We start from the raw sequence: 14,196 nt of genomic DNA on the forward strand, positions 1-14,196 counted from the left end.
GGTCAGCGCGCCGCTGTGGCCGGCTCGCGCGTCGTCGTGCCGCTCGGTTCCTCGGCCAGCCCGGCGCCCTCGACGTCGAGGTCCGGCAGGACGCGGTCCAGCCACGCGGGCAGCCACCACGCGGAGCGGCCCAGCAGCGCCAGCACGGCCGGGACCAGCGTCATGCGCACGAGGAAGGCGTCCACCAGCACGCCGACCGCGAGGCCGAAGGCGATCGCCTTGACCGTGACGTCCTCGATGGTCACGAAGCTGGCGAACACCGAGAACATGATCAGCGCGGCGGCGACGACCACCCGCGACGCGTGCCGGGCGCCGGTGACCACGGCCTCGCGGGGCGTGGCGCCGTGGACGTACTCCTCGCGCATCCGGGAGACGAGGAAGACCTCGTAGTCCATGGCCAGGCCGAACAGGATCGCCATGAGCATGATCGGCAGGAAGCTGATCACCGGGCCGGTGGCCGGCACGCCGAGCAGGTCGGCCAGCCAGCCCCACTGGAAGACCGCGACCACCGCACCGAACGAGGCCGCCACCGAGAGCAGGAAGCCGACGGCGGCCTTGATCGGCACCAGGATCGAGCGGAACACCAACAGCAGCAGGACCAGCGCCAGGCCCACGACGACCAGGGCGAACGGGAGCAGGGCGTCGGCGAGCCGCTCGGAGATGTCGATGCCGACGGCGGTCTGCCCGGTGACGGCGAACTCGGCGCCGGTCTGCGCCTCGAGGTCGCCGGCCAGCGTGCGCAGCTCGGCGACGACGTCGTGGGTCGCCTCGTCCTGCGGGCCGGTCTCCGGGATGACGCTCACGATCGCCGCCGTCCCGCCGGGCAGCGGCGTGGGCTGCGCGACGAGCACGCCGTCCAGACCGCCCTCGAACTCGCCGGGCGTGCCGGTCGGGGTGCCGGCGATCGCGACGGCGACGTCCTCCAGCGTCTGCTGGGCCGTGGCCGGGTCGAGGTCCTCGACGAGCACGACGAGCGGGCCGTTGAGGCCGGGGCCGAAGTACTCGCTGACCAAGTCGTAGGCCTGCCGCTGCGGCGTCTCCTCGGCGGCGGCGGAGTTGTCCGGCAGCGCGAGCTCGAGCTGCGGCGCGGGCAGCGCCAGGACGAGCAGCCCGGCCAGCGCGGCGAGCACGGTGACCAGCGGCCGGGCGGTGATCAGCCGGGTCCACCGGGCACCGAGCGAGCCGCCGGCCCCGGTGTTCTCCGCGGCGGCCGTTTCGCGCCGCGCCGCGCGGGAGCCGGGCCTGGGCGCCAGGCGCTGCCCGGCGAACCCGAGCAGCGCCGGCAGCAGCGTCAGCGCCACGAGGACGGCGACGAGGACGGTGCCGGCAGCCCCGATGCCCATGACGGTGAGGAACGGGATGCCGACGACGGCCAGCCCGGAGAGCGCGATGATCACCGTGAGCCCGGCGAAGACGACCGCCGAGCCGGCGGTGCCGACCGCCCGGGCGGCGGACTCCAGGGGCGGCATGCCCCCGGCCAGCTGGGTGCGGTGCCGGGACAGGATGAACAGCGTGTAGTCGATGCCGACCGCCAGGCCGATCATCAGCGCCAGCGTCGGGGCGGTCGACGACAGCGTCACCAGGTTGGAGGCCAGCAGGAGCCCGCCCATGCCGACCGCGATGCCGGCCAGGGCGATCGCCAGGTTCATCCCCGCGGCCAGCAGCGAGCCGAAGGTCAGCACGAGGACCAGGACGGCGACCCCGACGCCGATGAACTCCAGCGGGCCGACCGAGACGCCGGTCGTGCCGAACGCGTTGCCGCCGACGGCGGTCTCGAGGCCGGCCCGCTCGGCGGGCTCCGTCGTCGTCACCAGGGCGTCCAGGGCGCCGTCGTCCAGCAGCTCGGGGGCGACGTCGAACCGGACCTGCGCGAGCGCGGCCCGGCCGTCCGCGCTCAGGCTCAGGCTCTCGAACGGGCTGACCACCCCGGCGACCTGCGGCACGTCCGCCGCCTCGGCGAGGGTCTCCTCGACGGCCGCCGTGAAGGCCGGGTCGAGGACGGTCTGCCCCTCGGGGGCGACGAACACGATCTGCGCGCCCGCGCCGGCCGCCTCGGGGGAGAGCTCGTCGAGCCGGTCCAGCGCCTCCTGGGACTCCGAGCCCGGGATGGTGAACTCGTCGTCGAACGCACCACCCACCGTGACGAGCAGGGTGACGACGACGGCGAGCAGGAGACCCCACGCCGTCGCCACGATCCGGCGGTGGCGGAAGGCGGCGGAGCCGACGCGGGCCAGCAGGGTTGCCATGGGGGTCTTCTCCGGGATCAGTCGGTGACGGCGCGCAGCAGGCGCAGCAGGGCAATGCGTTCGAGGTCGGCGTCGGGGCCGTCGGGCGTGCGGACGGCGTCGCGCAGCGCGAGGCCGTCGTGCAGGGCCAGCAGGATGCGGGCCAGCTGACCGGCCGGGAGGGTCAGCCGCAGGCCGGTGCGGCCGAGGGTGTCGTCGATGATCGCCGTGACCCGGGCCAGCAGGGCGTCCTCGTGCTCCCGCAGGGCGCGGGCGGCCTCGGGGTGCCGGGCGGCGTGCAGCGCGAACTCGGTGCGCGCCAGCACCCAGGACCGGTCGGCGCGGAACACCGACAGGCAGCGCTCCACGGAGGCCGCGACCGGATCGGGCTCGTGCTCCAGGCCCGCGAGCTGCTGCTCGACCTGGCCGAGCTCGCGGCCGGTCTCGCGGGCGAAGAGCGCGGCGAACAGCTCGTCCTTGGTGCGGAAGCTGGAGTAGAAGGCGCCGCGGGTGAAGCCACCGCGGCGGCAGATGTCCTCGACGCTGGCGGCGGCGAAGCCCAGGTCGGCGAAGGTCTCCAGCGCGGCGTCGAGCAGCCGCTCGACGGTGTCGGCCCGGCGCCGCTTCGGCCGCGCCTCCAGGCTGTCGGTGCTCACGATGCACGAATGTATTGGATACGGCGGTGCATCGAGTGCACGGATGCATCGGATGTGGCGAACGTCCCACGCGCGGGATCCCACCCAGGCATGGGAAGCGATACACCCGTTTCGCGGGCCAGAACGCATGTATTGCTTCCCATGCCTGGCTACGCGGGAGCGAAGAAGCGGGTCAGGTGGCGCGGGGGGCGTACATGATCACGGCGACGCCGACCAGGCACAGCAGGGCGCCGACGACGTCGTACCGGTCGGGCCGGAAGCCGTCGACGGCCATGCCCCACAGCAGGGAGCCGGCGACGAACACCCCGCCGTACGCGGCCAGGATGCGGCCGAAGTTCGCGTCGGGCTGCAGGGTGGCGACGAAGCCGTAGGCGCCCAGCGCGAGCACACCGGCGCCGATCCAGAGCCAGCCGCGCGACTCGCGCACGCCCTGCCAGACCAGCCAGGCGCCCCCGATCTCGGCGATCGCGGCCAGCACGAACAGCAGGACGGAGCGCGCGACGGTCACCGGAGGACCGTAGAGCGGTCACCCCGCGCTGCGCGGCTCCCCCGCGTAGGTGCCGAAGGACCAGAGATTGCCCTCGGGGTCGCGGGCGGAGAACTCCGACGAGCCGTAGTCGGTGGTGCTCAGCTCCTTGACGATCGTCGCGCCGGCGGCTCCGGCCCGCGTGCGGACCGCGGCCGGGTCGGCGGTGACGACGTAGCAGGCGGCGGTGCCGGGGACGGCGGGCCAGGCGTCGTCGCCCTCGCGGACCGAGCCGAGCATCACGCCGCCCCCCTCGGGCCAGGAGAGCTGGGCGTGGTCCACCCGGTCGCCTTCCCCGTACACGGCGGTCTCCTCGAAGCCGAAGGTGTCGACGAGGAAGCGGATGAGGGCGCGGGCGTCGCGGGCGCGGAAGGCGGGCCAGACGGTGGGCTGCGGGCTGGTGCGTGGCGGAGTCGTCATGCCGAGGAGAGTGCCGCCGTCAGCGCCCGGGTGTCTTGCACGAATCCGAACTCCGCGGCCAGCCAGCGCGTCGGGGGCAGGCCGGCGAACGCCCGCCACTCGCGGGTGAGGTGCGCCTGGTCGGCGAAGCCGGTGGCCGCGGCGAGCCCGGCCAGGTCCAGCGGCCGCCCGCCGCCGGCCCGGCCGGCCAGGGCGCGGCGCGCACGGTCGAACCGGGCCACCCGGGCCGCCTCCTTCGGGCCCAGGCCGGTCTCGGCGCGGAACCGCTGCTCCAGGTGCCGGACCGACCAGCCCACCCGCGCGGCCACCTCGGCCACCGGCAGCCGGCCGCCACCCGCCGTCGTCAGGCGCCAGGCCTCGGCCACCTCCGGGCGCACCCCGTCGTCCGCCACCTGCCGGTGGAGCACCTGCTCCAGGACGGCGAAGCGCGCCGGCCAGCTCCCCGCCGCCCGCACCCGCTCCACCAGTTCGGTCCCGACCGCCCCGAGGACGTCGTCCAGCGGGCTGTCCAGCGAGGCGAGGGCGCCGGCCGGGCAGCCCAGCAGGGCCCGGGCGCCCGCGGGGGTGAGGGAGAGCTGGATGCCGGACTGCCGTCCGGAGTGGGTGATCCGCGCCGGGCGGGTGTGCAGACCGCCGACCAGCCCGTCGTAGCTCCCGGGTGGCTGTGCGGGATCCGGGTGGGCCGCCATCTCCAGGGGGTCGTCGAGCGGCACGATCAGCGTGAGGAAGGGCGAGGGCAGGCCCAGGTGCTCACCGGGCGGCAGACCCTCGTGCCGGTAGCCGACGGCGGCGGCGACGAACGGGCGCAGGCGGGGGTGCGCGGCGTGCACCACGGACTCCTGCTCCACCGGGCCAGCATGGCCGCAGCCGATCCCGGCGACCAGGGGGTTCAGCCGTCGACGGCGTCCAGGAACAACCGCAGGGTCTCCAGGAACACCTCGGGCTGCTCCGAGTGCACCCAGTGGCCGGCGTTCTTGACGCGGACCAGCCGGGTGGCCGGGAACAGCTCGTCCATGCGCTCGCGGTCCTGGGGCAGGACGTAGTGCGAGTTCGCCCCCGCGATCCAGAGCACCGGGCCGTCGAAGGTGGCGCCGGACGGCGGGTCGGGGAAGCCGCGCAGCTCGCCGAGGTCGCGCTCGAGCAGGTCGAGGTTCAGCCGCCAGCGCCAGCCGCCGTCGGCGCCGAGCCCTTCGCGGACCAGGCTCTGCAGCAGGAAGCCGCGCACCATCCGGCTCGGGACGGCGGTGCGCAGCGCGGCGTCGGCGTCGTCACGGGTCTCGAGCGCACCCAGGTCCATCGCCTTCATGGCGGCGATGAACGCGCCGAAGGGCGAGGCCTCCTCGTCCTCGTCGTCGGTCCGGCCGCCCTGCAGGGGGTACTCGACCGGCGCGATGTCGACGACGACCAGCGCGCGCAGCAGCTCCGGCCGGCGCAGCGCGAGCGTCATCGCCACCTTGCCGCCCATCGAGTGACCGACGAGCGTCACCGGCTCCCCGTAGGACGCCAGTTCGGCGGCGACCAGCTCGGCCATGTCGACGTAGTCGATCCGGTCGGTCCAGGGCGAGTGGCCGTGGTTGGGCAGGTCGAGCAGCGTGACGCGGTGCCGGTCGGTGAGCCCCTTGGCGATCGTCGTCCAGTTCTTGCCCTGGCCGAACAGCCCGTGCACGAACACCACGCGCGGGCCGGACTCGCCCAGGGTGCGTGCGTGCAGTCGCAGGTCGTCGTCCACGCCGTCCATCCCACCAGCCCGCCGGACCGGCGTCGCCCCGGGGCGCGCGGTCAGCGCGGCAGGACCTCGGTGACGTCGCGCGCGGCGTCCCAGCGGATGGACCCGCCCTCGAAGTCGCTCCGCCGGCCGCCGGGGACCGGGTACTCGCCGCTGACGGGGAAGCCGAGCGCGCCTTGCTCCCAGCCCAGCTGCGCCCAGCGCGCGCGGATCGCGCCGTAGACCTCGTGCGCGCCGGTGGTCGGCGACCAGTAGATCGACGCCCCGCCCTGCCCGGCGAAGTGGTTGAACCGGCCCCGGCCGCCCGGCGTGGGCAGCTCACCGGTCACCGGGTAGCTCAGCGGGCCGAGCTCCCAGCCCAGGGCACCCCACTGCGCCCGGATCGCACCGTAGATCTCGTGCGCGCCGGTCCAGGGGTGGAAGTAGATCGAGGCGCCGCCCGATCCGGCGAAGTGCGACATCCGGCCCCAGCCGTCCGGCGTCGGCAGCTCGCCGGTGACCGGGAAGCCCAGCGGGCCGAGCTCCCAGCCCACCTGGCCGTACCGGGTCCGGATGAGCCCGTAGACCTCGTGCGCCCCGGTGGACTGCGACCAGTAGATGGAGGCGCCGTCGGGCCGGTTGAAGTGCTGCATCCAGCCCAGGCCGTACGGGGTGGGCGTCTCCCAGGTGACCGGCCCGCCGAGCGGGCCGCGCTCCTGGCCGAGGTCGATGTACCGGCGCTCGATCCAGGTCCAGCCGACGGCGACGCGCATGTTCCGGCCGGCCTCCTCGCGCTCCCCGATGAGCGGCCACATGTTCGCCAGGCAGCCCTGCAGGCCGATCGACTGCTGCTGCATGGCCGGGGCGAGCCGGCCGCCCGCGGGGCAGTTCCGGTGGCCGAGGCCCAGCCAGTGGCCGACCTCGTGGGTGATCACGTACTGCTGGTAGGTCGCCAGCCCGTGCGGCCAGGTGGCCGTGGCCCCGCGCCAGCGATCGTCGTTGATGTAGACGTTGCGGCCCACCCGGCAGCTGTAGAAGGCGTCGCACCCGCTCTGCGCGCCGACCACCGACGGCGCCGCCAGGATGAGGGTGAACTCGCCACCGGACGGCACCTGCTGGAAGGCCAGCGCGCCGCCGAGGCCCCATCCGCGGGCGTCGTTGAGCGTGCCCGCCGCGACGGCGGCGAGCTGCCCGAGGTCGCCGTGGACGACGCCCTGCGACACCACCGTGTAGGTGACGACCCGCTCGGCGGCCTGCGCCGGCGGGCCGATCGGGAGCAGGACGGCGGCGACCGCCGTCAGTGCTACCAGCAGTGCGCGCCAGGTCCTCGGCATGGGCTGCTCCTCGCCGACGGCGGCCGGGGGGCCACGACGCGGTGGACCGTAACCGTGACGGCCGGCACCCGGAACCCCTCGACCTGCGGCGGCAACCGCCCGCGACGCGACATGCCCGCCCGGCGCGACGGATCCGTCGGAGGCGACGCCTACCGTGCCCCGGGACGAGGGGGAGGTGCGGGCATGCCCGGACGACGACGGCGCAGCACGACCAGCAGCCGCAGCACGACGGCGCGGGGCACGACGAGCCGCACCCGGACGGCGGCGCCGCGGAAACGGGCGGCGGCGAAGCCGAGCAAGGCCGCGGCCGGGCTGCCGGTGGCGGGGCCGGGGGAGCGGGTGTGGGTGCTCGCCGTCCCGTTCCGCGCGCCCGCCCCCGGCGCGGTCTGGCACCCGGGGCTGCAGGCGCACGTCTGGGTCGGCGGCGAGCTGCCCGCGGCCCTGGTGCCCTACGACCCCCCGCCGTACAGCTTCGAGCGCTTCGTCGAGGACGAGCTGAACGCCGATCCCCGCCCCCTCCCCGAGGGTCGCGCGCTGACCCCGCGCGACCAGCAGTGCGACGGCGCCGACGTCGTCGCCACGCACGCCGCGGCCGGCGGCCGGGTGTTCCTGCTCGGGGACGACCCGGGCGTCGGCAAGACCGGCACGGCGATCCTCGCCGTCAAGGCGATCGCCGAGCAGCGCGACGTCTCGCGGGTGCTGGTCGTCGCCGACCGCCCCGCGGCGATCACCATCCCGCACTGGTCGCGCTCGATCGCCGGGTTCGGCGACGGCGAGCTGCGCTGGTGCGTGACGACGTGGGACCGGCTGGGCAAGGTGGCCGCGGTGCAGCGGGCGACCGGCGCGCGGTTCGACGTCGTCGTCGCCGACGAGGCGCACATGGTGCGGCACACGACCACCCAGCGCTGGAAGCACTGGAAGGCGGTCTCCGGCGCCGGCCGGGTCAAGGACGCCCCGTACGTGCTGGCCTGCACCGCGACCCCGGCGCACACCCCGCTGGAGCTGCCGTACCTGGCGCCGCAGTTCGCCGTCCAGCACGGCGAGGCGCTCAAGGACTGGGCGGACCTCCCCGCCCGGCTGGCCGCGCGCGGGTTCCACGTGGAACGTGGCCGCTACGGCTGGCAGTGGACCGAGGACGCCGACGAGCGCCGCGCCGACCTCGCCACGCTGCAGAGCTGGCTGGCCGAGGCCGAGCCGCCGGCGACGCTGCACCGGCCCGCGCCGTGGGGCCCGGTGTCGGTGAGCGGCGCTCCGGTGGCGCTGACCCCGGCGGAGCGGGCGTCCTACGAGGCGGAGTGGTCGGAGTTCCGGGCCGAGATGCAGCTGGCCCGCCGGTCGCGGCAGACCGCGCGTGGCCGTGCCGCGCTGCTGAGGTTCCGGCAGAAGGCCGGGCTGATCCGCGTGCAGGCCACCGTCGACTGGGTGAAGGCCCAGGTCGAGGCGGAGCGGCAGGTCGCGGTGTCGGTGGAGTTCGTGGAGACGGCGGCCGACCCCATCCGCGAGGCGCTGCTGTCCGCGGGCATCGAGGTGGCCGGCATCTACGGCCGCGACCGGTTCGACGTGGAGGCCGAGCGGCTGCGCTTCCAGCGCGGCGAGGCGCAGGTGTGCGTGTTCACCGTGACCGCCTCGATCAGCCTGCACGCCGGCGAGCTGCTGCCCGACGGCGCACACGCCTCCGAGCTGCCGCGCGTGGGGCTGTTCCACCAGCCCCGGTTCTCCGGCATCCAGGCCCGGCAGGTCACCGGCCGCACCCACCGCGACGGGAAGACCTCGCCGTGGCTGGTCGCCTTCGCCGAGGACACGGTGGAGGAGCAGGTCGCCCGGGTCATGGTCGAGCGGCTGGCGGTCACCGGCTCCACCGCCGGCGCCGACACCTCCGCGCTCCAGGAGATCGCCGAGCTGCTCGAGGCCGACTGGCTGCCCGCGACGGCGCTCGCCGAGAGCTGACCGCGCTCGGCGGCCGTGGCGGTCGGACCGGATCGTCGGAGTGCCGCCGTAGCCTGTCCGCGTGCTCGGCGACTGGCAGGAGATGGTCACCGACGAGGCCCTGACCGAGGCGGTCGGGGCGGGGGTGCTGGGCCGGGCCCGGCCGTACGCGCGACGCAGCGTCCTCGGCCTGCAGCTGGCCGAGGACGGGCGCCGGGCCACCGCGCTCGTCCAGGGGGGCGACGCCGTTCCCTACCGGACGACCGTGGTGCGCACCGGCGCCGACGGCGGCCGGGCGGGCTGGGTCGGGGCCTGCACCTGCCCTGTCGGCGACGACTGCAAGCACGCCGTCGCGGTGCTGCTGTCCCTCCGGCCCCGGCTGAGCCCCCCCGGCGGCAGGCGGACCGCTGTCCCCGGCTGGGAGCAGCAGCTCGAGGAGCTGGTGTCCGCGGCCGCCGACCTCGGATCGACCAGCACGGTGCCGATCGGGCTGCAGTTCGAGATGGCCGACGCCGACCGCGGGCGTGCCTCGATCGGCTCGCCCGGCGTGCGGCAGCGGCTGGTCCGGCTGCGGCCGGTCGTCCCTGGCGCGCGCAGGAGGTGGGTGCGCAGCGGGATCTCCTGGCGCCAGCTGCAGTACGACAGCGTGCGGGCCGGCTGGGACCCGGCGCACCTGGCGGCGCTGCGTGCGCTGCACGCCACGCACTCCGCGGCCCGCAACCAGTACTACTCCTACGCCCCGGTCGACGTGTACCTGCACGAGTTCGGCCCGGGCCTGTGGCGGCTGCTCGCCGAGGCGGTCGGCGACGGCGTGCAGCTGATGACGGCCGACCGCCAGCCCCGGCCGGTGGTGCTGGCGGCGGAGGCGGCCGCCCTCGCGGTCGACCTGCGCCGACGGGGGGAGGCGACGGAGCTGTCCGCCGTCCTCCGGGTCGACGGCCGCCCCGTCGCGCCGGCCGCGCTGTCCTTCCTCGGCATGCCTCCGCACGGGGTGACCGTCGACGGCCCGCCCGCCGAGGACGGCCCCGGCCTGGTGCTGGCCCGCCTCGACAGTCCGGCCCCGCCCGCGCTCGCCGGGCTGGTCGCGCGGGGCGGGGCGATCACCATCCCCGCCGGGGACGTCGACCGCTTCCGGCGGGACTGGTTCCCGGGCCTGCGGCAGGCGGTGCCGGTGATCTCCGCCGACGGCTCGGTGGAGCTGCCCGACGTCGTCCCGCCCCGGCTGGCGGTCGAGGTCCGCTACCCCGGGGACGCGACGGCAGAAGTGACCTGGTTGCTCCGCTACGGACCCGAGCGGTCCTTCCCGCCGGGCGCAGCGACCGCGCCGGGCGACGGCCGGGACCCGGCGGCCGAGCAGTCGCTCGTCGAGGCGCTGCCCGGCCCGGTCCGCGCCCTGCCCGAGCTGTGGACACCGGCAGGCGCGCTCGCGGGCACCGCCGAGCTGAGCGGGATGGAGGCGCTCGAGTTCACCACCGAGGTGCTGCCCGCGCTGCGCGCCGACCCCGACGTCGAGGTCGCCGTGCTGGGCACGCCCCCGGACTACCGGCAGTCCACCGCGGCGCCGCAGATCAGCTTCACCGCCCGCGACACCGGGGAGTCCGACTGGTTCGACCTGGAGGTCAGCGTCACCGTCGAGGGGCAGAGCGTGCCGTTCGAGACGCTGTACAAGGCGCTCGCGGCCGGGCGCACCCGCCTGCTGCTGGTCAGCGGCACCTACTTCTCCCTCCAGCGCCCCGAGTTCGAGCAGCTGCGGCTGCTCATCGAGGAGGCCCGGGCGCTGCAGGACGTACCGGGCGAGGGCACCCGGGTGAGCCGCTACCAGGCGTCGCTGTTCGAGCAGCTGATGGCGCTCGGGGTGGTGGACGAGCAGAGCGAGCGGTGGACCCGCGAGGTGCGCGGCCTGCTCGACCTCGAGCACGCCGAGCCGCCGCCGGCGCCGGCCGGGCTGACCGCACAGCTGCGGCCCTACCAGCTCGAGGGGTACGGCTGGCTGTCGTTCCTCTGGGAGCACGGGCTGGGTGGCGTGCTGGCCGACGACATGGGACTGGGCAAGACGCTGCAGACCCTCGCGTTGCTGGTCCGCGCGCACGAGGCCGGTGACCTGGACGAGGCACCGGTGCTGGTGGTGGCACCGACCAGCGTGGTGTCCACCTGGGCGCGGGAGGCCGCCCGGTTCGCCCCCGGCCTGCGGGTGGCCGTGGTCGCGGAGACCGAACGCAAGGCCGGCACCGCGCTGCACGCACGGGTGGCCGGCGCGCACGTCGTCGTCACCTCCTACGCGCTGTTCCGGATCGACGAGGACGCCTGGACGGAGCTGCCGTGGCGCGGGCTGGTGCTCGACGAGGCGCAGTTCGTCAAGAACCACCGCGCCCGCACCTACCAGTGCGCGCGACGGCTCCGGGCGCCGGTGAAGGTGGCCCTGACCGGCACGCCGCTGGAGAACAGCGTGATGGACCTGTGGGCGCTGCTGTCGATCGTGGCGCCGGGGCTGTTCCCCGATCCGCAGCGGTTCACCGAGCAGTACCGGATCCCCATCGAACGGGACGGCGACGGCGAGAAGCTGGCCCAGCTGCGCCGCCGGATCCGCCCGCTGGTACGCCGGCGGACCAAGGAGATGGTCGCCGCCGAGCTGCCGCCCAAGCAGGAGCAGGTGCTGGAGGTGGTGCTCAACCCCCGGCACGAGAAGCTGTACCAGACCCACCTGCAGCGGGAGCGGAGCAAGGTCCTCGGCCTGGTCGAGGACATGTCGAAGAACCGGATGACGATCTTCCGGTCGCTCACCCTGCTGCGGCAGCTCAGCCTCGACCCCGCGCTGATCGACCCCGCGTACGCCGACGTCCGCTCCAGCAAGGCCGACGCCTTCCTGGAGCACCTGCGCGAGGTGGTCGCCGAAGGGCACCGCGTGCTGGTGTTCAGCCAGTTCACCCGGTTCCTGCGCGGCATCCGCGACCGGCTCACCGCGGAGGGCATCGGCTGGGTGTACCTGGACGGGCGCACCCGCGACCGGGACGCCGTCGTCCAGGAGTTCCGGACCGGCACCGCACCGGTGTTCCTCATCAGCCTCAAGGCCGGCGGCTTCGGCCTCACCCTCACCGAGGCCGACTACGTCTTCGTGCTGGACCCGTGGTGGAACCCGGCCAGCGAGGCGCAGGCGGTCGACCGGGCGCACCGGATCGGCCAGGACAAGACGGTGATCGTCTACCGCCTGGTGGCGGTGGGCACGATCGAGGAGAAGGTCATGGAGCTCAAGGCCCGGAAGTCCGCGCTGTTCTCCCGGGTCGTCGAGGACGGCGCGCTCGGCTCCGGGGCGCTGACGGCCGAGGACGTCCGCGGCCTGCTCAGCTGAGGGCTCCTGGCAGCATCGGGAACGTGACCGGCCCGTCGACGCCCTCGGCACGGCGCGCCGTGGCACACGTGGCGCGCTCGTCGTCGGGCGAGCCGCTGGACCGGTCGCTGCGCGTGACGCTCAACTTCCATCCCGAGCGTCTGCTGGACGGCGCCACCGTCCTCGAGCGGCTGGCCCGGGACGGCGTCTACCGGTCGCAGTTCGAGACCGGGACCAGCAACGGCGGCCTCACCGCGCAGCCCGGTGGCGACCGGTGGGGCTGGGAGCAGCGCATCTTCGGGGCCGCCTACGACGACGCACCCGCCGACGAGCGTCCGAAGTACGGGGCCCTGAACCACCGGCGGCGCCGGATCGGCGCCGCACCCCGGTTCGGTTCGGCGCACCTGCGGCTGACCGAGGAGGTCCTGGACCGCACCACCTTCTGCTTCCCCGACTCGGTGTTCGAGCCGACCGCGCTGGCCACCGCCGCCCGGTTCGGACTCTTCCCCCTCGTCGAGCAGTTCGAAGCACAGCCGCGCACCGACGAGCTCGAGGCCACCGAGGGCGGGCTGCTCGACGACTACGTCGAGGCGCACGTCCACGGCCCGGTCGAGCTGGCCGTCGACGTCGAGGCCCTGGTGCTCGACCCCTGCTTCCGCGGCTCGCCGGTCGAGGTGCAGGCGGCAACGCTCGGCGTCGCAGTCGAGTGGCACGAGGGACGGCGGCTCACGGTTGACGTGCTCGCCGACCACCCCCGGTTCCGGGGCCCGCGCACGGTCGAGGTCGGCCGCCGCGTCGCCGTGGCCGGGCTGCTGGACGCGGCGGTGATCGGTCGCGCAGTGGAGGCGGGGGACGAGGACCGGCAGGACCTCAGGAAGGTCTGGCACTGCGTCGCCCGGTTCGGCGCACCGGCCGAGAGTTGACCCTCAGGGCCGGAGGACGGCCCGGCCCATCACCCGGCCGGCCCGCAGGTCCTCGAGCGCCGTAGCGGCCTGCTCCAGCGGGTACTCGACGACCGTGGCGCCCAGCCGCCCGCGCGCCGCCAGGTCCAGGGCCGCGACCAGCTCGGACCGCCGGTTGCCGACCGAGGTCACGATCCGCTGCTCGGGGACGACCAGGGACAGCGGTGCGATCTCCACGGTGTCGGCGCTGTAGCCGACGTACACGAGCGTCCCGCGCTTGCCGAGCGAGGCGAGGGCGGCCGCACCGGTCTCCCGGGTACCGACCAGCTCGAAGACGACGTCGGCACCGGCGCCGTCGGTGGCCTCGCGGATCGCGGCGGCGACGTCCCTGACCGTGGCGTCCACCGTCGCCACCGCGCCGAGCTCGCGCGCCAGGGCCAGCCGCTCGGGGTTCCGCGCCACGGCGATGGGCCGGGCGCCGACCTCCCGCAGCACCTGCACCAGCGCCAGGCCCACGCCGCCGGCGCCGTAGACGACGGCCGAGGATCCCGGCCGCACCCCGGCCACGTCCACGGCGTGCAGCGCCGTGGTGGCGCTGCAGCACAGCGTGGCCGCCACGGACAGGTCCAGCCCCTCGGGCACCGGCACGGCCGCGGAGGCGGGCACGACGATCCGGTCGGCGAAGCCGCCGTCGGTGACGAAGGCGAGGAATCCCAGCGGCTCGTCGCACAGGTGGTCGTCGCCGGCCATGCACGAGCGGCAGCGGTGGCAGGCGTGCAGGTAGTGCACGGCGACGCGGTCGCCCACAGCGACGCCGTCCACCCCGGCGCCCACCTCCGCGACCACCCCCGCCACCTCGTGCCCCAGCGTGAGCGGGGTGGTGGCCGGGGTCAGCAGCCCGTCGAGGAAGTGCAGCTCGGTGCCGCAGATCCCCGCCGCCACGACGTCGATCAGCACGTCGCCGGGTCCGGGCCGCGGCTCGTCGATCTCCTCGACGGCCAGCGGCCGACCCTGACCGTGGAAACGGATCGCGCGCATCTCGTGCCTCCCTACGCCGGCATGACCCGGACAGGTTCGAACGGTCGGCGGCCGCAGCCGTCCTCTCAGCCCGATGCGTCGGGCTCCCGCGGTATGGGCGAACCGTAGCCACCGCCGCTCGCCGAGGCACCCCCGGGGC

General features: G+C 75.2%; 11 protein-coding genes and 1 riboswitch. Of the genes, 3 read left to right on the forward strand and 8 right to left on the reverse strand.

What is annotated here, in order from left to right:
• Positions 1–2: 2 nt before the first annotated feature.
• The 7 genes from CRP29_RS19585 to CRP29_RS22920 form a co-directional block, all read right to left on the reverse strand.
• Positions 3–2,246 (reverse strand): MMPL family transporter, encoded by a 2,244-nt coding sequence (locus CRP29_RS19585; RefSeq protein ID WP_097196727.1) that lies wholly within the window; start codon positions 2,244–2,246, stop codon positions 3–5.
• Positions 2,247–2,263: 17 nt separating this feature from the next.
• Entirely contained in the window at positions 2,264–2,881 is a 618-nt protein-coding gene (locus tag CRP29_RS19590; protein ID WP_176523058.1) for a TetR/AcrR family transcriptional regulator, read from the reverse strand.
• A gap of 172 nt (positions 2,882–3,053) precedes the next feature.
• Complete coding sequence (locus CRP29_RS19595) at positions 3,054–3,389, reverse strand: YnfA family protein (RefSeq protein ID WP_097196729.1); 336 nt, start codon at positions 3,387–3,389, stop codon at positions 3,054–3,056.
• 18 nt (positions 3,390–3,407) lie between these two features.
• Positions 3,408–3,827 carry a VOC family protein gene (locus tag CRP29_RS19600; protein ID WP_097196730.1) on the reverse strand — a complete coding sequence of 140 codons (420 nt, stop codon included), beginning with the start codon at positions 3,825–3,827 and terminating at the stop codon, positions 3,408–3,410.
• On the reverse strand, positions 3,824–4,675 hold the full coding sequence (locus CRP29_RS19605) for an AraC family transcriptional regulator (protein WP_097196731.1): 852 nt from the start codon (positions 4,673–4,675) through the stop codon (positions 3,824–3,826). Before CRP29_RS19605 ends, CRP29_RS19600 begins: the two co-directional genes overlap by 4 nt.
• Positions 4,676–4,716: 41 nt before the next feature.
• The gene (locus CRP29_RS19610; protein WP_245853102.1) at positions 4,717–5,556 is read right to left on the reverse strand and encodes an alpha/beta fold hydrolase; all 840 of its coding nucleotides are present in this window, start codon (positions 5,554–5,556) and stop codon (positions 4,717–4,719) included.
• Positions 5,557–5,606: 50 nt separating this feature from the next.
• Complete coding sequence (locus CRP29_RS22920; RefSeq protein ID WP_176523059.1) at positions 5,607–6,866, reverse strand: DUF3152 domain-containing protein; 1,260 nt, start codon at positions 6,864–6,866, stop codon at positions 5,607–5,609.
• A gap of 183 nt (positions 6,867–7,049) precedes the next feature.
• Between CRP29_RS22920 and CRP29_RS19620 the strand changes: the two genes are divergently transcribed.
• From CRP29_RS19620 to CRP29_RS19630, 3 genes are all read left to right on the forward strand, one after another.
• A complete protein-coding gene (locus CRP29_RS19620) occupies positions 7,050–8,813 on the forward strand; it encodes a DEAD/DEAH box helicase (RefSeq protein ID WP_097196733.1) in 1,764 nt (587 codons plus the stop codon).
• Positions 8,814–8,874: 61 nt separating this feature from the next.
• Positions 8,875–12,138, forward strand: coding sequence for a DEAD/DEAH box helicase (locus CRP29_RS19625; RefSeq protein ID WP_097196734.1), 3,264 nt, complete (start codon positions 8,875–8,877; stop codon positions 12,136–12,138).
• A 23-nt stretch (positions 12,139–12,161) separates the two neighbouring features.
• A complete protein-coding gene (locus CRP29_RS19630; RefSeq protein ID WP_097196735.1) occupies positions 12,162–13,040 on the forward strand; it encodes a DUF3626 domain-containing protein in 879 nt (292 codons plus the stop codon).
• Positions 13,041–13,043: 3 nt separating this feature from the next.
• Here the strand turns inward: CRP29_RS19630 and CRP29_RS19635 are convergent, their stop codons facing one another.
• The gene (locus tag CRP29_RS19635; RefSeq protein ID WP_097196824.1) at positions 13,044–14,057 is read right to left on the reverse strand and encodes an alcohol dehydrogenase catalytic domain-containing protein; all 1,014 of its coding nucleotides are present in this window, start codon (positions 14,055–14,057) and stop codon (positions 13,044–13,046) included.
• A riboswitch (TPP riboswitch) is annotated at positions 14,049–14,157 on the reverse strand. (Overlaps the previous gene by 9 nt.)
• Between the last annotated feature and the right edge of the window lie 39 nt (positions 14,158–14,196).

It is taken from the genome of Blastococcus aggregatus, assembly GCF_900221005.1.
GTDB lineage: Bacteria > Actinomycetota > Actinomycetes > Mycobacteriales > Geodermatophilaceae > Blastococcus > Blastococcus aggregatus.

Excerpts from the sequence above, each read along its gene's own strand:
- CRP29_RS19585 (WP_097196727.1), bottom strand. The coding sequence starts at position 2,246 with ATGGCAACCCTGCTGGCCCGCGTCGGCTCCGCCGCCTTCCGCCACCGC.
- CRP29_RS19600 (WP_097196730.1), bottom strand. The coding sequence starts at position 3,827 with ATGACGACTCCGCCACGCACCAGCCCGCAGCCCACCGTCTGGCCCGCC.
- CRP29_RS22920 (WP_176523059.1), bottom strand. The coding sequence starts at position 6,866 with ATGCCGAGGACCTGGCGCGCACTGCTGGTAGCACTGACGGCGGTCGCC.
- CRP29_RS19620 (WP_097196733.1), top strand. The coding sequence starts at position 7,050 with ATGCCCGGACGACGACGGCGCAGCACGACCAGCAGCCGCAGCACGACG.
- CRP29_RS19635 (WP_097196824.1), bottom strand. The coding sequence starts at position 14,057 with ATGCGCGCGATCCGTTTCCACGGTCAGGGTCGGCCGCTGGCCGTCGAG.